This window comes from Paenarthrobacter sp. AMU7, from assembly GCF_041200195.1.
Classification (GTDB): domain Bacteria; phylum Actinomycetota; class Actinomycetes; order Actinomycetales; family Micrococcaceae; genus Arthrobacter.
The window spans coordinates 930,681-950,036 of record NZ_CP165735.1 but is presented as its reverse complement, the minus strand read 5'-3'; the positions used below and the strand labels follow the sequence as shown (position 1 = coordinate 950,036).

The following is a 19,356-nucleotide window of genomic DNA, read 5'->3' as shown; positions in this document are numbered from 1 at the left end:
GACAATCAAGCAACAAATGAGATCAGGGAGGACCACGTGCGCACATCGCGGACCCGGGCTCCCTTCCATGCTCTGCGGTCCGGCGCCGTCTCCCTTGTGGTGGTTCTCCTCGCAGCAGGTGCCCACATTGTGGGCGGCGGGACGCTTCCCACGGCCCCGGTCCTGTTGGCGCTCGTGGTGCTGACGGCTCTGGTGGCAACACTGGCTACCCGTTTCAAGCTGAACCTCGTCTCCATGGCGGGCCTCTTAGGCGCGGGACAATTGGTGCTTCACGAGGCCTTCACGGCCCTGGGGCCCATCACAGCCACGGGTCCGGCGGCAAACCACCACCTGGGCGGTGAATCCCTGGACCCCGGGATGGATATCGCGGCGACCCACACCCACGAGCTCGGGACGGCTTTCGGCGCACTGATGCTGGTGGGTCACATCCTGGCGACCCTCGCTTCCGCCGTCGTCCTGGCCAAGGGCGAGGACGCGATGTGGAAGCTGGCTGCCTGGCTTCGTCCCCTGCTCAACCTTCCCACCTTGGTGTTCAGGCCCGACGCCGGCGCCTCCCCTGTCGCGGTTGGCGCACCCGACGTCTTCATCCCCCGCCCTTGGCGGAACCTCAGGCAAGACAGCCGACGCGGCCCGCCCGCCGTCGTCGTACTTCCCTAGTTCCGCCCGGCACCAACGCGACGCGACAATGCGCCGCACACGCAAAGCCTTTGCATGGTGACGGGCCCCAAACCCGTACCCCTGCGCCGGTTCAGCCAGCGCATCTGAAAGGCATTCCCATGAACAAGTCCGCCCTCCGTCGCACCCTTTCCGCTACCGCCGTCGCCGGTGGAACCGCCGCCCTGATGATGGCCGGCCTGGCCGGAGCGTCAGCCCACGTTTCCGCAGACCCGAACAAGACCGCTGCCAACTCATACGCCCTGGTTACCTTCGGCATCCCGCACGGTTGCGACACGTTCGGCACCACCAAGGTAGCCATTTCACTCCCCGAGGAGCTGAACGACGCCCAGCCCACGGTCAACCCGAACTGGACCGTGGAGAAGGTCACGGAGACCCTCGCAGAGCCCAAGAAGCTGGACGATGGCACCACCATCACCAAGCGCACCAGCCAGATCGTGTACACAGCCAAAGCTCCGCTGGACCCGCACCTCCGTGACGCTCTGGTCCTGTCGGTCAAACTGCCGGACGCGGCTGGCAAGACCATCTACTTCCCCACCTTGCAGACCTGCGAGCAGGGCCAGACTGACTGGTCGGAGATCGCCAAGGAGGGACAGGACGAGCACGAACTCAAAGCTCCTGCGCCGTCGGTGACCATCACCCCTGCTGCCGCGGAAGGTGACCACCACGCGGCAACCGCCGTCTCCACCGAGCAGGCCGCCGCGGTGACCTCCGATGACGGCTCGCAAGCACGCAGCTGGGCCGGCCTGATCGCCGGTATCGCGGGTTTGGGCCTGGGCGGTGCGGCGTTCTTCCGTAGCCGCGCTGCCAAGCCCGCAGCGGCCAAGGCTGACTCCGCCAAGTAGTCGTCGTGGATTGGCGCCCGGAAGATCACGATCCGGGCGCCAATCCGCACACTGTGCCGTGGCTCAATTGACTCGCGTCACGGCCGGGGCAAGGCTGGTGCCCATGTGGACTCAGCGCATCAAAACCGGACTTGTCACGACGACGGCAGCCGCTTCATTGCTGCTCCTGGCGGCTTGCGGGCCAAGCCCCAGCCCGGCGGGAACCAGCAGTGCCCCGCCCACTTCTTCAACTCCGTCGGCCTCGTCGACACCCAGCTCATCATCGGCGACGGCCACGACGACGCCCTCCCCATCGCCGACCGCCACGTCCGCCGCGCCAGCAGACGCCACCCTGTGCAAAGCGGCGTCGCTGACGGCGGCTACCGATTCAACCGGCGGCGGAGCAGCAGGCAGCATCTACGAAAAGCTGATCCTGACGAACTCCGGCACAACCCCCTGTGTCCTCGAAGGCTTCGCCGGCGTCTCACTGACAGCCGATGCCAGCGGCGAACCGATCGGCGAACCGGCAACCCGCGAGACCACCACTCCGGTCACCAAGATCGAACTGGCCCCGGGCAAGTCTGCGTGGGCTGAAATCCGTTACACGCAGGCCGGCAACTACGGCGACTGCACCAAGGTCCCTGCCGCCGGCTTCCGGATCTACCCGCCAAACGACACAGCATCGCTGTTCGTCGCAGAGCCCCACGACGCCTGCAGCAATGCCGGCATCAAGCTCCTGACCATCACCGCGTTCCAAGCAGTCTGACGTTGACTCCACGGCTCCCGGCTTATTCTGTCGGGGCCGTGGGGCATGATGGAGGGATGCAGGAGCCGCAGGCGTCGGATGGCGCCATCAGCCGTTTCACCCAGGCAACCAGGGAATGGTTCCTCGGCGCTTTTTCCGAGCCCACCCCCGCGCAGGACGGGGCGTGGAACGCGATCTCGTCAGGTTCGCATGCCCTGGTAGTTGCGCCCACTGGTTCCGGTAAAACCCTCGCAGCGTTCCTTTGGGCCTTGGATCGGTTGCATTCCACACCCTCGGACACCCTCCCAGGGCTGGAGACTGTCCCCGCCAACGGCAAGGGCCGCGCCAAACGTCCCAAGACCAAAACCCGCGTCCTGTATATCTCCCCGCTCAAGGCACTCGGGGTGGACGTAGAGCGGAACCTCCGTGCGCCACTGATAGGCATCACCCAGACGGCCAAGCGATTAGGGCTGCCTGCACCGCTTGTGACAGTCGGCGTCCGTTCAGGAGATACGACGGCGGCAGATCGCCGAACGCTGCTGACCAACCCGCCGGACATCCTGATCACCACGCCCGAATCCCTGTTCCTCATGCTGACCTCCCGTGCCCGGGAGACTCTCAGTGAAGTGGACACCATCATCATCGACGAAGTGCACGCCGTTGCGGGTACCAAACGCGGGGCCCACCTGGCCGTTTCCTTGGAGCGCCTGGATGCCTTGCTTCCCAAGCCGGCGCAGAGGATCGGGCTCTCGGCCACCGTGCAGCCGCGTGAATTGGTGGCGCAGTTCCTGGCGGGCCAGGCTCCAGTGGAAATCGTAGCTCCACCATCCAAGAAAAACTGGAACCTCACAGTCACCGTGCCTGTGGAGGACATGTCGGACCTCCAAGGTGCCGCGGGAGCATTCGATTCCGGGCCGGCCTCCGGGTTGCAGCCCCAGGCGTCCATCTGGCCCCATGTGGAGGAACAGATTGTTGATCTTGTCCTGTCCAAGCAATCCACTATTGTCTTCGCAAATTCGCGGCGCCTTTCCGAGCGTCTGACGGCCCGGCTCAACGAAATCTACGCTGAACGGCAATTGATGGCTGTAGGCGGCAGCGAGTGGGCCGCCCCGGCATCGGACGCCGGAGTACCGGCATCCACAGCCACCCCGGCCCACATGATGGCGCAGGCCGGCAGCACCACCGGCGCCGATCCTGTCCTGGCCCGGGCCCACCACGGCTCGGTCTCCAAGGACCAGCGGGCCATGATCGAGGACGACCTCAAATCCGGCAGGCTCCGCTGCGTGGTGGCAACCTCGTCACTGGAACTGGGCATCGATATGGGTGCGGTGGACTTGGTCATCCAGGTGGAGTCTCCTCCGTCAGTGGCCAGTGGCCTCCAGCGTGTGGGGCGTGCCGGCCACCAGGTGGGCGAGATTTCCGAGGGCGTGCTGTTCCCGAAGCACCGGGCGGATCTCCTGCACACGAGTGTCACCGTGGAACGCATGCTGAGCGGGCAAATTGAACGGTTGAGCATCCCCACGAATCCCTTGGACATCCTGGCCCAGCAGACGGTGGCGGCGACTGCCTTGGGGAGCATCGACGTCGAAGACTGGTTCAGCACTGTGCGCCGGTCAGCACCGTTCGCCAGCCTCCCGCGGTCCGCGTTCGAGGCCACACTGGACCTGTTGGCGGGACGCTATCCATCGGACGAATTCGCCGAGCTCCGGCCGCGCATCATCTGGGACCGGCATGCGGGAACCATCGAGGGCAGGCCGGGGGCCCAGCGTCTTGCAGTGACCTCCGGTGGCACCATCCCGGACCGTGGACTGTTCGGCGTGTACATCATCGGCACAGAAGTTGAGGGCTCAGCCTCGCCGGGCAGCGCGGACGGGAGCGAACCAACTGCCTCGGCCCGCGCGGCCAAGGGCGGCCGCCGCGTTGGTGAACTCGATGAAGAAATGGTGTACGAGTCACGGGTGGGCGACGTCTTTGCACTGGGCGCTACCAGTTGGAAAATCGAGGACATCACCCACGACCGCGTCCTGGTCTCCCCGGCCTTCGGCCAACCCGGCAAGCTCCCCTTCTGGAAGGGCGATTCCCTCGGCCGCCCCGTTGACCTCGGCCGGGCGCTCGGCGCCTTCATCCGCGAACTCTCCGCCGCTGACGAGGCTCCCGCCATGGAACGCTGCCAAGCCAGCGGCCTGGACGCCTTCGCGGCAAGCAACCTGCTTCAGTACCTCAGGGAACAGAAGGAAGCCACGGAGATCGTCCCCAGTGACCGAACCTTGGTGGTCGAACGCTTCCATGACGAGCTGGGCGACTGGCGGGTAGTCCTCCACAGCCCCTTTGGCATGCCCGTCCACGCCCCCTGGGCACTCGCCGTGGGGCAACGTCTGCAGCAGCGTTACGGACTGGACGGTTCCGCGATGGCGGCCGACGACGGCATCGTCCTGCGCGTGCCCATGATGGAAGATGAGCCGCCCGGCGCTGAGCTGTTCCTGTTTGACCCGGAGGAACTGGAACAAATCGTCACCGCCGAAGTAGGGGGAAGCGCGCTGTTCGCCTCCCGGTTCCGCGAGTGCGCGGCCCGGGCGCTGCTGCTGCCGCGCCAAAACCCCGCCAAGCGCCAGCCGCTGTGGCAGCAACGGCAACGCTCGGCCCAGTTGCTGGACGTCGCCCGGAAGTATCCTTCGTTCCCTATCGTGCTCGAAACGGTGCGCGAATGCTTGCAGGATGTTTACGATCTGCCCGCTCTCAAAGACATTGCGGCCTCTGTGGAGCGTCGTGAACTCAGGATCGTGGAGACCACCACGCAGCAGCCGTCCCCCTTCGCCAAGTCGCTGCTCTTCGGCTATGTGGCCCAGTTCCTGTACGAGGGCGACTCCCCCTTGGCGGAACGCCGGGCCGCTGCCCTGGCGTTGGACTCCACTCTCCTCAACGAACTCCTGGGGCGTGTGGAACTGCGCGAGCTCCTGGATGCGGCAGTTATCGACTCCACGGAAAGGGAACTGCAGCGGCTGGCCCCTGACAGGCGCGTGCGTGGGATGGAGGGCGTGGCTGACCTGCTGCGGTTGTTGGGTCCGCTCAGCGTTGAAGAAGTGGCGGAACGGCTTCAAGGCGTGGAGCCAGCTGGAACAGTGCAGCAGGATGGAACGCTGGAGCAGCTTATCAGCGCAGATCATCCGGACGGCACAGATCATCCGGACGGCGCCGAACACCTGGAGGAAGCTCCGCCGGCCGCGCCACCGGGCACCGTCACCGACGCCGGATCCCACCTCGCTGCCCTGCAGAAAGCCAACCGTGCGCTTAAGGTGACCATCGGCGGCGTCGAACGCTTCGCTGCGGTGGAGGATTCCGCAAGACTCCGCGACGCAATCGGCGTTCCCTTGCCGATGGGTGTTCCTTTGGCGTTCATTGAGCCGGTCAATGATCCTTTGGGTGACCTCGTCTCCCGGTATGCACGCACACACGGACCGTTCACGGCGTCGGAAGCAGCCACAAGGTTGGGACTCGGTGTAGCGGTGGTCAACACGGCCCTGAAACGCTTGGCCGGGGACGGCCGGGTGGTGGAGGGAGAGTTCCGTCCGCATGCTGTGGCCGAACCCCAGCCCACGGCGGAAGCTGTGGATCGCGAGCTCATGACCCTGGACGCCCCGCCGTCCAGCGAGTGGTGCGATGCCGAAGTCCTGCGCAAGCTGCGTCGCCGTTCCCTTGCTGCCCTCCGCGCCGAAGTGGAGCCCGTGGACACCGCCGCTTACGGGCGGTTCCTGCCGGCTTGGCAAAACGTCACCCCACCGGGCAAGTCGCGGAGCCAGGCGTTGCGCGGACTGGACGGCATCATCACGGCCGTGGACCAGCTGTCCGGCGTACCAATCCCCGCCTCAGCCTGGGAGCCTTTGGTGCTGGCGAGCCGGGTGGCAGACTACAAACCCGCCATGCTGGACGAACTGATGGCCGCGGGCGAACTCCTCTGGTCCGGGGCGGGCTCGCTGCCCGGAAATGACGGCTGGATCAGCCTCCACGTGGCTGATTCCGCTGAGCTGACCCTCAGCCCGTCCCCCGAGTTCGAACCTGGCGACGCACAGCAGCGGCTTTTGGAGCACTTCAGTGCGGGCGGCGGCTACTTCTTCCGGCAACTCACGGACGTGGCCTGCGGCATGGACGCAGTGTTGAGTGACGACGCCGTGGTCTCCGCGCTGTGGGACCTGGTCTGGGCCGGCAGGGTGACAGGAGATACTTTTGCCCCGGTGCGCGCCATGATCGCCGGCGGCAAAACCGCACACCGGCAGGTGGCCAAGGCGCCAAGGGCGCGGGCTCCCCGCCTCAGCAGGCTGGGCCGCTCCCATGGGTCAGGTCTGCTGGGCTCGCCCGGGCTTACTGGTGGCCGCTACGGATCGGTTTCAGGCGGAATTGCTGCTGCACCGCCGTCTGCTGTGGGCCGCTGGTCGGCCCTGCCTGCCCCGGAATTGGATCCCACCATCCATGCCCGCGGCACGGCCGAACTGCTGTTGGACAGGTACGGCGTGGTCACCAGAGGTTCGGTCATGGCGGAGAACATCATTGGCGGCTTCGGGCTCATGTACAAAGTGCTTGCCCGGTTGGAGGAGGCAGGCCGGTGCCGCCGCGGGTACTTTATCGAGCATTTGGGTGCTGCCCAGTTCGCAGTCCCGGCAACGGTGGACCGGCTGAGGTCCTTCACAGAGGATGCCCGCATTTCCAAGGCAGAACCGTCGGCTTTGGCCTTGGCCGCAACGGATCCGGCCAATCCGTACGGCGCGGCCCTTCCGTGGCCTGCTTTGTCAGTCGACGCCGGGTCCGGGCACCGTCCCGGTCGGAAGGCCGGAGCGCTGGTGGTGATGGTCGACGGCGAGTTGGTCCTTTACGTGGAACGCGGCGGCAAAACGCTGCTCACGTTCAACCAAGACGAGGCCGTGCTGACACTTGCGGCCCAGGCTTTGGTGGATGTGGTGCGCCGCGGCGCCGTGGACAAGCTCTTCATGGAGAAGGTCAACGGCCACGACCTCCTCGAAACCCCCATTGCCGTTGCCCTGGCAGCAGCCGGCGCCTACTCCACTCCGAAGGGACTCCGGATCCGTGCCTGAGGGTGATTCCATTTGGCGCGCTGCGTCGCGGCTGAACGAGGCCTTGGCCGGACAAACCATCACGGCCTCCGACTTCCGTGTGCCACGCTTCGCCACCCTGAACCTCGCAGGCTGGACCATGACCGAGGTGGTCCCCCGGGGCAAACACCTCTTGATGCGCCTCACCGGCCCCGTGGACGAGGCACCCGGCGCCAGCAAAAGGCCGCGTGCCCTGACCATCCACTCCCACCTGAAAATGGAGGGGAACTGGATGATCTATCCGCCGGGTGGTCGATGGACCAAGCCCGGCCATACGGCACGGTGTGTGCTCCGCACAGCCACGGCTGACGCAGTGGGGTTCTCGCTGGGCATCCTGGAAGTGGTGCCCACCGCCGAGGAAGACAAGATAGTTGGACATCTGGGACCGGACCTGCTCGGCCCTGATTGGAACGAGGACGAGGCTCTGCGGAGGCTGCGGGCCGAGCCGGACGTCACCGTGGGTTTCGCGCTGTTGGACCAGCGGAAACTGGCAGGCATCGGCAACATCTACCGCTGCGAAGCCTGCTACCTCTCCGGCATCCACCCCGCCCTCCCTGTGGGAGAGGTCCCGGACCTCGCCAAGACGGTGAACGACGCCAAGCGTCTCCTCGGCGAAAACCTTGGTCCAGGCCGCCGGACCACTCTGGGCCCACGCGCCTTGAGGCCCGGGTATTGGGTCTACGGCAGGGAACGCCAACCGTGCAGGCGCTGTGGCGCCACGGTTCGGCGTGGCCTGTTGGCCGGCCCGGATGGAACCGAGGAACGGGACATCTACTTCTGCCCGAGGTGCCAGCCGGCTCCGTAACGCGGAAACGGCAATCACTCCACCGAAGAACCAACCCAGCCGTAGCCCGCCCAGCCGGGCCCGGAACAACCTGCCCGGCCGGGCGACCCACCATCCGCCGCGACAACGACGCACACCCACGGCTCCGGCCGACTACTCCAGGAAGCTCCCCAGCCGCCCCAGCAATAGTCGAACGGACCCCGTAAAGCCGCGCGCCGCCGTCGGACGCTTTCCTACGCCATCCGCCACCACTTCTGGTTGGCGGACCCGGCGCAATCCCATAATTGCAGCCGTGCACCGTTGGATGGACTCCAATCGGCGACGTCAACACACTTATTGGCCTGTGGATTAACCAGGTCCCCGGCGTTGTTCAGGACGAACTTCTGCGCCGCGTTGCCGTTGCACCCGGTGAGTTGAATGCGTGCGCCGTTGGATGTGGATCCCCAGGCGACGTCCATGCATTTGCCCAGTGAGCGGATGGTGCCGTCGGCGGCGAAAGTCCACTGCTCCGAGGCTGCTGTGTCGCAGTCCCATAGCTGGAGTTGAGCACCGTCCACGGCTTGCCTCCCGGCGACGTCGATGCACTTGCCCGCGTAGCCCTGGATCCGGGTTCCGGCCGCGCTTGCAGGTGGTGACGGAGGGGCAGCGAGTTCATAGACCCGGACGTAATCGACCAGGAGGGACTGCGGAAACGCTGTGCCTGCGTCCGGAGCTCCCGGCCAGTAGCCGCCGACGGCCAGGTTCAGCAGGAGGAAGAAGTTGTGATCGAAGACCCAAGGGCCCGGAGTTGTGGCTTTGGTTTTCCGTGAGTAGGGAGTGCCGTCGATGTACCACGTGATGGATTCGGGCCCCCAGTCCACAGTGAATGTATGGAACGCGTCGCCCAGTGCTTTGCCGTTGGTTACGGTGTAGCTGGCGTTGGACGAGTTCGCGCCCGAGTAGCCAGGGCCGTGGATGCTTCCCCACACGGTTCCAGGTTCCTTGCCGACATTTTCCATGACGTCCAGTTCCCCGCTGGCTGGCCAACCGTCGGTGAAGACGTTGTTGCCCAGCATCCAGAATGCGGGCCACATACCTTGCCCTTGAGGTAATTTGAGCCTGGCTTCGAACCGACCTTGCGTCCGGCTGAATTTTCCGGCGGTGAGGAGGCGTGCGGACGTGTATTGGCATGAGCCGTAGTGGCACTGGTAGCCGGCAGGATTCTCCTTGCGTGCCGTGATGGCCATGTTTCCCCTGCCGTCTGCTGCGGCATTCCTGGGGCTGGATGTGTAGTACTGAAGTTCGCCGTTGCCCCAGCCGGATCCTCCAGTGTCGTAGGACCATTTTCCGGGGTCCGGCGCGGTTCCGGCAGGGCCGTTGAACTCGTCACTCCACACCAGCGCACCCGGGGCCGGCATGCCCGCGGCGGCCATTGCGGACGGCTCCGGAGCTATGACAGCAGCTGCGAGGGTCAGGCCGGCGACGAGCATCGTCAGGGGCATGAGTCTTCGCTTCATGGTTGCCACTCTGACGGTGCGGCAACCCGCGCGCAAGCCTTTTCAGGACGACACACAAAACGTCACGGCCTGGAAATAATCACCGCGACTTTACTTTTCTTTTTCGTAACAGCGATGAAATAGAAGCGGGGGAAAGTGGAATGAGGAACCATTTGGGTGACGAAAATGATGTCACTCCAGATGGCATAGGGAAATTCCGTTCGCAGCCGAATTCCTTCCTCTGAGCATCGACGATGCATGCTCCAGGCGCGTCAGCCGTGTCCTCCCAACCTTCACTTCGAGGGTGTTCGGGCATGCTGCGCGCCTTGGCCTTTTCCCCAGCAGTTACCGGAGGCTAAAAATGGGCATTTACAGACAAATACTTGTAAGGATTCTTGCAGTTCTGGTGGTTTCCTTTGGATTGATCTACATCAGTTGGCGATGGTCCGGCACGGTCGCGTGGGACGCATGGTGGATTTCGCTGCCACTCGTGGTGGCCGAGACTTACAGTCTGGGCGAATCCGCTCTGTACGCGGTCACCATGTGGAACGCCCGACGACGGCCGCCTCCCCCGCCGGCCCTTCCGGGCAGGACGGTAGACGTGTTCATCGCCACCTACAACGAACCACTCGACCTGGTCCTCAAAACGGCCATCGCCGCCAGGGACATGGAGTACCCGCACCAAACATGGATCCTGGACGATGGCAACCGCACCGAATTCGCGAAGGCAGCCGGGCAGATAGGCGTCGGGTACATCACCCGCGGACCCGAATGGGATGGCAGGCAGCGCTTCGCAAAAGCGGGCAACGTCAACAACGCCCTGTCCTTGACCACGGGCGAGTTCGTGGCCATCCTGGACGCCGATCAGGTCCCGGAACCCCGTTTCCTGGACCGCGTCCTGGGCTATTTCGATGCTGAAGAGGTGGCCTTCGTCCAGACCCCGCAGCACTTTTGGAACGTCACAGACCGGGATCCCCTGGGCAGCCAGGCGGAACTGTTCTACGGACCCATCCAGCAAGGCAAGGATGGCTGGGACGCGGCGTTCTTCTGCGGCTCGAATGCTGTCCTGCGCCGGGAAGCCCTCATGGCCCTGGGCCTGACCCGATACACACGCACAGCAACGGAACAGACGTGGAGTTCCCTGCGTAAGGGACGCTCAAGGCTGCAGGATCTCCTGGGTGAACTCGGCAGGCGCCATCCCGCGGCAATGCCGGTGGTCGAACAGGCCCTGGAAGCGATGGCGCGTGCGGAGCGCCAGCTCCGCAGGGGCGATGTCTTGGCGGAGATCACCTTCGAGCTTCGCGTAGCTTTCCATACGGCCGCATTGTCAGTACCTGATGCCATGGATGATGTGGTTCCCGAACTCGACGCCATCCTGGAGTCGGTGGATGTGGCACACACAGACCAAGCACTGGCCATCCACCCCATGGACACCACCACCATTACCGAGGATATGGCCACCGCCATGCACCTTCACGCGATGGGGTGGGGCAGCGTTTACCACCACGAGGTCCTGGTCCACGGCCTGGCGCCTGAGGATGTGTCCACCATGCTCTCCCAGCGTCATCGCTGGGCAGCCGGAACCATGCAGGTGTTCTTCAACGACAACCCGCTGTTGCTTCGTGGCCTCACGGTGGCCCAGCGCCTGATGTATCTGGGCACCATGACAAGCTACCTCAACGGGTTTGCCGCCCTGAGCTATATCGCAGCGCCGGTGGTTTTCCTGTGGGCCGGCACCTATCCGTTGACGGCCAGCCCTGTGGTGTTCTTCTGCCTGTTCCTTCCCTTCTTCATTTCGTGCCAGGTGCTGTTCCAGGTAGCGGGCAATGGCGCGAAGGGTCTGTGGCGTGGCCAGCAATGGTCTTTCGCGCTCTTTCCCACCTGGATCGCTGCCACTTGCTCAGGAGCAGCTGCCGTTTTTCTCGGCAGGCACCTCACCTTCTCCGTCACAGCCAAGAGCAAACAGGCCACGGGACGCGGTTTCCAGCACGTCAGGCTGCAGGTAGCGGCCATGGCGTTGCTGGCTATTTCCGCGGTAATTGGCCTCGCCCGCGTAACTACCGGGGAAGCGCCGCTGTATCCCACGCTCATCACGTTGGCCTGGGTTGCTTTGGACCTGGCACTTTTGAGCGTGGTGATCGGGGCCGCACGGTACCGCGGTCCCGGCGAGGATCTGGCGGGCCCGGTTCCCACCCCGCATGAGCTCAACCGCGTCCTCGAATCCACGCAAGGTTCACGCCCAACACATCCCTGACAACAAACCTGAATAAAGCCGTTCCAACCCCCAGCCAGGAGCGCCCCATGTCCGTTCTTTCCCATGCCCCGAATTCCATCCCCACCTTGTTGACATCAATCGATCTGACCATCGCGGGCCCTTTGGACGCTTTGAGCGTCCTGGATGTTCGCCACCTCTCCGCAGAAGCCGCGGCCGACGGCCCCATAGTGGTCCTGCTGAACGTTGCCGACGTGACAGCTGTCGGCGCGTCCGGCGTCGTTGGCCTGCTTGAAGTACTGCACGTGCTCCGCGCCCGCGGCGGCGATCTACGTCTTTTCGGCACATCCTCCGCCCTCGACCAAACACTGCTCCAAGCCCATCTGGGGCAGGTAGCCCGTATCTACGCCACCCGCCAGGAAGCGCTCGACGGCGGTACGAACCTGGTGGGGGCACGTCACCTCGCGCCGCAGTCACGCTGGCGTGGGCTCTTCGCGCGTCCGCGCCGCACCCTGGGATGGGGATGACGGTGGCCCCGGCACCTCCCACCTTTAGCGGCCACCCGAATCGCAAGCGCCGGCGGGCCAGCCTGCTCATCCCTTTGGTGGTGACGGCCCTCGCCGCCACTGGACTGGGTTTCGCGTCCAAGGAGGTGGTGCCTGTGGTGCAGGCGCTCTCCCTCTGCAGGGCTGTGGATGCTTCCACCATCGTGCCCAAGGACGGGGTGTTGCTGGGCGTCAACCTGGACTGGAACTCTGAAACCCTTGCAGAACACCAGGCCAATCTCGGGCATGATCCGGCGGTGGTGGTCCAGTTTTCGGACATCCCATACGACGACGAAACGTGGTCCCACACCACCAACGCCGTCACCCAGGTCCGTCCCACAGGCGGCGTCCTCCTCCTGACGCTGGAACCACACGGTGGCTTGGCGACCATGAGCGACGAAGTAATCGCCACGTTGGCCACCGACTTACGGGCCATCAACGATCAGGGAACGCCCGTCGTCGTGCGCTTTGCGCATGAGATGAACGGTTCCTGGTATTCCTGGGGCCAGCAGCCGCTGCGCTACGTGGAGGTTTTCCGAAAGGTGGCAGCAGCCGTGCATACCCAGGCGCCGGGTACGTCCATGATGTGGGCACCGAACTACGGCGGCGGCTACCCGTTTACGGGAGGCCAGTTCGCCGCCAGACCGGGCACCCCGGACTTCGCCACCCTGGACACTGACCACGACGGTACGCTCACCATGAACGATGACACGTACGCCCCCTATTACCCCGGGGACGACGCCGTGGATTGGGTGGGCGTGTCGCTGTATCACTGGGGCAACCAACGGCCCTGGGGCAACAACGACATCTCCGAACCGGGCAAATTCCTGGCCATGCTTACCGGCACCTACAACGGAACCGCAGGCGATGACAGTGCCGTCCCGGACTTCTACCAGGTCTACGGAGTGGACCATCAGAAGCCGGTAGGGATACCGGAGACGGCTGCGATCTTCACGCCGGCGCGCGGTGGAGCGTCAGAGCTGGACGTCAAACGGGCCTGGTGGCGCCAGGTCTTCTCCCCCGAAACCCACCAACAGTTTCCGCAATTGAAAATGATCAACTGGTTCGAGTGGAAGAAGTACGAAATCGAAATTAACGACGACGTCGATTGGCGGAGCGCTGGAACACCCGCCATCCGCGATGCCCTGACGCAGGACCTGCCGGACTGGTTGCGGTACGGCGAGGATCTGGGTGTGTGCCGCTAAGGTCCGCCGGTCAAGCGGCGGGGCTTAGGCGGCTGGCGCTGTCGGCACGGCTTCTGCGGGTTCCGTTGCCGGGCTGGAAGCCGTGCCGTCCGTTGCCTTGGCCCGTTCCGGAACCATAAATTTGGGCAGCAGCACTTGCACGATCGGGCCAATCGCCAAGGCATAGACCACGGTTCCCACTCCTACTGAGCCTCCCAGCAGGAAACCCACGGCAAGGACCACCACTTCGATGCCGGTGCGCACCAGCCTGACGGACCATCCGGTGCGGCGAACCAGGCCTGTCATGAGGCCATCGCGGGCACCGGGACCGAGCCGGGCACCGATGTAGCAGGCGGAAGCAATACCGTTGAGGATCACGGCTCCGGCAAGCATGGCGATCTGGCCTCCAAGGTGGGATAACCCGGGGATCAGCCACAGTCCAAGGTCGGCAAAAAGTCCCACGAGCACCGCGTTGGCGATGGTTCCGATCCCCGGCATTTGCCGCAGCGGAATCCAGAGGAGCAGGACAAGGAAGCTGACCGCGATGACCACAACGCCAATGCTGAAACCGGTCTTCTGGGACACGCCTTGGTGGAACACGTCCCAGGGGTCCAAGCCAAGGCCGGCCCGGATGAACATGGCCAAGGAGATGCCATACATCGCGAGGCCGATCAGGAGTTGTGTGATTCTTCGGGTCATCATGATGTCAATCATCCAAGAGAACTGGCCTTGTATTCCATAGCCAGTTTGGAATACTGGTCTTATGTCCGGCTCACTGAATCCCATTGCACTCGTCCGCCTGCTGGGCTCTTGGAACTCCGGCGCCCTGCCTGCCTACCGCGAGTTGGCCGACGTCGTGCGGTTGCTGGTGATGGACGGGCGCATCCCACTGGACGTCGCGCTGCCCAGCGAACGGGCACTCGCCCAGACGCTTGGCCTCAGTCGCACCACCGTCACCGCCGCCTATGCGAGCCTGCGCGAGCAGGGTTTCCTCACTGCCGGGCAGGGCAGCCGCGGCAGGACCTGCATCCCGCACCGCACGGTGCCCGTCAGCGCGCCCGGGCTTGCCGTTCCGGAGGGGCTGCTGGACCTCGCCTATGCATCGCTGCCCGCCGCCGGAGAAGTGGTGCATCGGGCATTCGCGGAGGCACTGACCGAGCTGCCGGCACTCTTGCCGGGCTTTGGGTACGACTCCGTCGGCGTACCCGCCCTGCGTGAAGCCATCGCGGAAAAATATACCGCCGAGGGCGTGCCCACCACAGCCGGCCAGATCCTGGTCACCTCCGGCGCCCAGCATGCCCTCAACATCGTGCTGCGGACGCTCGCCGGTAAACAGGACCGGGTCCTGGTGGAACACCCCACCTATCCCAACGCGCTGGACGCCATCCGCTCCGCCGGCTGCAAACCGCTGCCGGTGGCGTTACCCGTCATAGAGTCGAGTACATCTCCTGCCTGGGACATCGACGCGATGGTGTCCACGATGAACCAGCAGCGGCCCGCCATGGCCTACCTCGTGCCGGACTTCCACAATCCAACAGGACGCATCATGTCGGATCTGCAGCGGCGGCGGTTGGTGCGCGCTGCAACTGCGTCCGGGACGGTGCTGGTGGTGGATGAGACGTTGCGGGGTTTGAACCTCGACGGCGTCCGTACGGCTCCGATGTCGTCCTTCAGCCCCTCGGTGGTTTCCATTGGGTCGCTGAGCAAATCGCATTGGGCAGGCCTCAGGACCGGATGGATCCGGGCCGATGAAGCGCTGATCACCCGTTTTGTTGCGGCGAGGACCGTCATGGATTTGGGGGGTCCTGTGGTGGAACAGTTGGCGGCTGCGCGCCTGATCAGGTCCTTCTCGGAGCCATTGGACGCCCGGCTGGAGGAACTCCGGCGCAACCGGGAATCGCTGTTGGACCTACTGGCCGAGCACTTGCCATCGTGGGAGGTGGAGCGACCACAGGGCGGACTCACCGCCTGGTGCCGGCTTCCCTCGCCGTGCAGCACGGCGCTGACGGTGCTCGCACCTGACTTCGGGCTCCGCTTGGCCGCCGGTCCGCGCTTTGGAGTGGGCGGAGCGTTCGAGCACTACCTGCGTGTGCCCTACACCTTGCCGCCCGCGCAGTTGGAGTCTGCCGTCGGTGCGCTCCGCACCGCCCAGGACAAGCTCGACGCCGCCCCCCACCTGCGCCGTACCCTCAAGGCCGGGCGACCCGCCGTCGTCGCGGTTGCCTAAGCCGCAGTACTCCGGGTCCCGCCCATGCGCTGCTTCGCCGTGTTGCTGCCGGGTCCCACTGGGACATGCGAGGTTGCCTTGGCTAATCCGAACAGTGGCATCCCGTTGTAAACCACTTCAATGCCCGACGCCGGAACCTGGTACGTTTCGTGCCACACACCGACGTCGCCGCTGCCCGCAATCTCCTTCATGAATTTCCGCCACGGACCCAGATGCGGCGAATCCTTGTCGGCAGCAAATGCGCGAAGATGCCCGGGGCTTTCCCAGTAGCTGAGCAGCATGGTGGTCCGCCCGAACCACTGCTCACTGCCGAGCAGTCCAGCCTCGGGGTTTTCTGCGAGGTGCCGCATCATGGCGGGCATGGCCGAGGCAACCTTCGCCACACGGCCCATCTTCCACCACCGGTTGGCGCGCATCCCGATGAGGAAAAGGGTCACGGTGTCGCGCTCGATGTCCGCCGTGAAGCGGCCGGGGAAAATCTCCTGTGCCATGTGAAGCCTTCCTGGATGCGGTCCTGGTTGCCAGTTTCATAACGCTGTTATGAAACAATGTTATGAAAGACTTGAGGGCATGGCAAGACCCGTCGTTCATGATCAGCACGTCCAGCAGCGTCTCCTGGCGGTCACTGCAGACCTTGTGGACCGCGAAGGTCCTGCCCGCGTCACCCTTCGGGACGTCGCAGCGGCGGCAGAGACCTCCACCACGGCCATCTACTCGCTGTTCGGCGGAAAGGCGCAGCTGCTGACGGCCGCCGTCGACGACGGTTTTCGGTCCTTCGGCCAGTCCCAAAAGGAGGCCGCCAAGGGCGGACTGCTGGAGCTTGGGCGCGCCTACCGAGTGTGGGCCTTGGAACATCCGGCGTTGTACCGGCTCATGTTCGGTGGCGCGTTGGCCGGCTACGTTGACTGCAGCCCGACGCCGGACGTCGCCTCGGATTCCATGCTCCCCTTGGTGGAGGCGGTGGTGGCTGCCCAGTCAGCCGGCAGGCTCCGCGATGACGATCCCACCATGGTGGCAATGGCCATTTGGGGTCAGGTCCACGGGCTGGTCAGCCTCGAGCTGGCTCAAATGAATGACCCCGCAACGGACTGGGCTGGAATCTACGAGGCGGCCCTGGAATCCGTGGCACGGGCCTGGGCCGCCTAACCCGGTCCGCCTACGAGTAGACCTTCTGCAGGAATCCGCCCCAGGCCTTCGCCGTAAGCTCCGAGTCGCCCGAGCCGCTGAAGTCGTGCACGGTCATGCCAACGGGAGCGCCGAAAGCATTCCGGCCAAAAAAGCGGTAAAGGGTGTCGCCGGTCCGCAGACCCAGGAAGTTCTCATTGGAGAAATCCACTTCGCCGCTCAGCTGCCCCACGCCGTCCACGTTCAGGTCGAATCGCGAGCCGGCATCAACATCCTCCACACCCAAGGCCTTCTTCAGCTGCACAAACCCTTCGGGGGTCTGTGAAGAAGCGGGCGCCTGGATGTCGGTGAACACTACGGGCTTGCCGTCGAAGTACTGCAGGTACTGGCCCAACGTGTGGAGGTAGAACTCCGTATGCTTGCTGGCGCCGTCGTACTGCTCGTCCCAGTTATCGGCGAAGATGCCGCTGTGGACGTAATGCAGCTTGGCACGGCCACCGTCGAGCGGCTCCAGGACGTGCTCCAACTGGTTGAACCAGCCGTCCGGGCCATTCATCCGGGACACCAAGTGCGTGGGAAACTCCTCGGTGGTCTTCACGTCGGGCCACTGATCCGTGGGGAACATCCAAGCGGCCGTGTCCGCCGTGACAGCATTCCATACCCGCTCGGGGGTGCCGGGCAGTTCAGTATCCGCCACGATGTCGAATCTCCGGTTGTCAGTCATTGCCTTGGTCCTTTTCTGCTATTGGATCTGCTGGGGGCTCGTGTTGCGTCTTCAGTGCGGGGTGAAGCACGACGACGAGCCGGTGCTTGCGTGCCCCGCCCGCCTCCGCGGCAGCACCGCCGTCGTGGTACTTATCCACCAGTTGGGTCACCGCCACGCCGAGCTCTTCGGCGAACGCTGCGCGTTCCGCCGCAGAGCGGAAGGTGATCTCGCCGTCGATCGCGAAACTGGCCAGCTTCTTCTTCGCCACGGCGGCGCCGGAGATGAGCTTGCCCATTTCCTGCACGGTGCGCGAGGCAAGGGAGAGAAGCCAAAACGCGGAGAAGCGGTCCGCAAAACGTCGAGGGTCCGGCGCCACAGATGCCAAGGCGACGGGCGAGATCAGGTAGGAGGCCGCCGTCGCACGCACCACACGTTCGGTGACATTGCCCTTTCGACGCTCCTCCACCAGTTCCACCAATCCGTGCCGTTCGAGCGCTTTCAGGTGGTAGTTCACCTTCTGCCGCGGCAGCCCGACCTTGAGCGCCAGTTGCGTGGCGGACGCCGGCTCGGCGAGCTCGCGGAGGATGCGGGTGCGGATCGGGTCCAGCGACGCTTCCGCCGCGGCCGGGTCCTCGATCACTTCGATGTCCAACATGCTTCAAGTATGTTTACCGACAACTTTTATTGTCAAGAACTTTTTTATCGTCGGTTGCGGGCTGGTTGTGAGGCCCGCTCTGCACGCTTCAGCGCGGCCAAAGTACGCAGAGCGGGCCCCACAACGCAGCCGGTAGAATTGTCCGGTGATGCAATCCCCCCTCCCCGTGCGCGACGGCGTGAATGCGACCCGCCTCCGCCTCCCGGACGAGGGGCCGTGGACCACCGCCATGGACTACATGATGCATCGTTGGGGACATATCGACCCCCAAGGCATTGAGGACCGTTTCGATGCCGGCGAAATCGTAGGCGAGGGCGGCGTGCCGCTGGACCGGAACACCAAACTGGAGGACCACACCTTCATTTGGTACTACCGGACCTTGCCGCCGGAGACACGGCTGCCGGTGGATATCACCATCCTGCATCAGGACGAACACATCCTGGTGGTGGATAAGCCACACTTCCTCCCCACCACTCCCGGCGGGACCTACATCCAGGAATCCGCTCTGGTCCGGCTCCGGAACCTCCTGAACCTCCCGGACCTCATCCCCATGCACCGCCTGGACCGCATGACCGCCGGCCTCCTCCTGCTGTCCACCAACCCGGACACCCGGGGAAAGTACCAGGTGCTCTTCGAGAAGCGCCAGGTCCAGAAGGAATACGAGTGCGTCTCTGCCGCGACGCCCGCCGCAGGCTATCCCGCCGTCGAGTTCCCCACGGTGGTCCGCAACCGCATGACCAAGTCCCGCAGCTATCTGCTCGCCGAAGTCATCGACGGCGAACCAAACGCCGAAACGCGGATCGAACAAACAGCAACGTTCGACGCCGGCACTCACCAACGCGCGCTGTACCGCTTGGAACCCCACACCGGAAAAACGCACCAACTTCGCGTCCACATGGCGTCGTTGGGCCTGGGCATCATCAACGATGCCTTCTACCCGGACCTGCTGGACAAGGCCCCGGACGATTACAGCAAGCCGCTCCAGCTCCTGGCCCGCGGCATCCGGTTCGTTGACCCCATCACCAAACAACCCGTGGAATACCGGAGCCAGCTGGAGCTCAGCGAAGCCCACGCTTGAGCATCTGGCGCGGGTCTTT

Annotated in this window: 16 protein-coding genes; 11 read left to right on the top strand and 5 right to left on the bottom strand. The window is 64.6% G+C overall.

Features of this window, described 5'->3' with window-relative positions:
* Positions 1-36 precede the first annotated feature (36 nt).
* From ABQM86_RS04525 to ABQM86_RS04505, 5 genes are all read left to right on the top strand, one after another.
* Positions 37-657: a hypothetical protein gene (locus tag ABQM86_RS04525; RefSeq protein ID WP_369746028.1), complete on the top strand. Its 621-nt coding sequence runs from the start codon at positions 37-39 to the stop codon at positions 655-657.
* Positions 658-776: 119 nt separating this feature from the next.
* Positions 777-1,520: a YcnI family protein gene (locus ABQM86_RS04520; RefSeq protein ID WP_280626694.1), complete on the top strand. Its 744-nt coding sequence runs from the start codon at positions 777-779 to the stop codon at positions 1,518-1,520.
* A 103-nt stretch (positions 1,521-1,623) separates the two neighbouring features.
* Positions 1,624-2,265, top strand: a complete 642-nt coding sequence (locus ABQM86_RS04515) for a DUF4232 domain-containing protein (protein ID WP_369746629.1) — start codon at positions 1,624-1,626, stop codon at positions 2,263-2,265.
* Between the two features lie 56 nt (positions 2,266-2,321).
* Positions 2,322-7,328 (top strand): DEAD/DEAH box helicase, encoded by a 5,007-nt coding sequence (locus ABQM86_RS04510; RefSeq protein WP_369746027.1) that lies wholly within the window; start codon positions 2,322-2,324, stop codon positions 7,326-7,328.
* A complete protein-coding gene (locus ABQM86_RS04505) occupies positions 7,321-8,151 on the top strand; it encodes an Fpg/Nei family DNA glycosylase (RefSeq protein ID WP_207596270.1) in 831 nt (276 codons plus the stop codon). The genes ABQM86_RS04510 and ABQM86_RS04505 overlap by 8 nt, the downstream gene beginning before the upstream one ends.
* A gap of 212 nt (positions 8,152-8,363) precedes the next feature.
* Here ABQM86_RS04505 and ABQM86_RS04500 read toward each other — a convergent pair whose 3' ends face one another.
* Positions 8,364-9,626, bottom strand: coding sequence for a glycoside hydrolase family 16 protein (locus ABQM86_RS04500; protein ID WP_280626691.1), 1,263 nt, complete (start codon positions 9,624-9,626; stop codon positions 8,364-8,366).
* 340 nt (positions 9,627-9,966) lie between these two features.
* Here ABQM86_RS04500 and ABQM86_RS04495 point away from each other — a divergent pair, with 340 nt between their 5' ends.
* Genes ABQM86_RS04495 through ABQM86_RS04485 form a run of 3 tightly spaced genes read left to right on the top strand, consistent with a single transcriptional unit; the run spans position 9,967 to position 13,567 of the window.
* Positions 9,967-11,859 carry a glycosyltransferase gene (locus ABQM86_RS04495; protein ID WP_207596268.1) on the top strand — a complete coding sequence of 631 codons (1,893 nt, stop codon included), beginning with the start codon at positions 9,967-9,969 and terminating at the stop codon, positions 11,857-11,859.
* Positions 11,860-11,906: 47 nt separating this feature from the next.
* Positions 11,907-12,344 carry an STAS domain-containing protein gene (locus ABQM86_RS04490; RefSeq protein WP_207596267.1) on the top strand — a complete coding sequence of 146 codons (438 nt, stop codon included), beginning with the start codon at positions 11,907-11,909 and terminating at the stop codon, positions 12,342-12,344.
* Positions 12,335-13,567, top strand: a complete 1,233-nt coding sequence (locus ABQM86_RS04485) for a glycoside hydrolase family 26 protein (protein WP_089593706.1) — start codon at positions 12,335-12,337, stop codon at positions 13,565-13,567. Before ABQM86_RS04490 ends, ABQM86_RS04485 begins: the two co-directional genes overlap by 10 nt.
* Positions 13,568-13,591: 24 nt before the next feature.
* Here the strand turns inward: ABQM86_RS04485 and ABQM86_RS04480 are convergent, their stop codons facing one another.
* A complete protein-coding gene (locus ABQM86_RS04480; protein ID WP_337340513.1) occupies positions 13,592-14,248 on the bottom strand; it encodes a hypothetical protein in 657 nt (218 codons plus the stop codon).
* Between the two features lie 61 nt (positions 14,249-14,309).
* Here ABQM86_RS04480 and ABQM86_RS04475 point away from each other — a divergent pair, with 61 nt between their 5' ends.
* Positions 14,310-15,773 (top strand): PLP-dependent aminotransferase family protein, encoded by a 1,464-nt coding sequence (locus ABQM86_RS04475; protein WP_369746026.1) that lies wholly within the window; start codon positions 14,310-14,312, stop codon positions 15,771-15,773.
* On the opposite strand, the gene ABQM86_RS04470 is transcribed toward ABQM86_RS04475, so the two are convergent.
* A complete protein-coding gene (locus ABQM86_RS04470; protein WP_369746025.1) occupies positions 15,770-16,264 on the bottom strand; it encodes a DUF4188 domain-containing protein in 495 nt (164 codons plus the stop codon). The two genes, ABQM86_RS04475 and ABQM86_RS04470, sit on opposite strands and share 4 nt — an antisense overlap.
* A 79-nt stretch (positions 16,265-16,343) precedes the next feature.
* Between ABQM86_RS04470 and ABQM86_RS04465 the strand changes: the two genes are divergently transcribed.
* Complete coding sequence (locus ABQM86_RS04465; protein WP_369746024.1) at positions 16,344-16,919, top strand: TetR-like C-terminal domain-containing protein; 576 nt, start codon at positions 16,344-16,346, stop codon at positions 16,917-16,919.
* Positions 16,920-16,929: 10 nt separating this feature from the next.
* On the opposite strand, the gene ABQM86_RS04460 is transcribed toward ABQM86_RS04465, so the two are convergent.
* A complete protein-coding gene (locus ABQM86_RS04460) occupies positions 16,930-17,622 on the bottom strand; it encodes an SRPBCC domain-containing protein (protein WP_369746023.1) in 693 nt (230 codons plus the stop codon).
* Complete coding sequence (locus ABQM86_RS04455; RefSeq protein WP_207596261.1) at positions 17,615-18,259, bottom strand: helix-turn-helix domain-containing protein; 645 nt, start codon at positions 18,257-18,259, stop codon at positions 17,615-17,617. The genes ABQM86_RS04460 and ABQM86_RS04455 overlap by 8 nt, the downstream gene beginning before the upstream one ends.
* 148 nt (positions 18,260-18,407) lie before the next feature.
* Here ABQM86_RS04455 and ABQM86_RS04450 point away from each other — a divergent pair, with 148 nt between their 5' ends.
* Positions 18,408-19,337, top strand: coding sequence for a pseudouridine synthase (locus ABQM86_RS04450; RefSeq protein WP_369746628.1), 930 nt, complete (start codon positions 18,408-18,410; stop codon positions 19,335-19,337).
* The last annotated feature ends 19 nt before the right edge of the window (positions 19,338-19,356 follow it).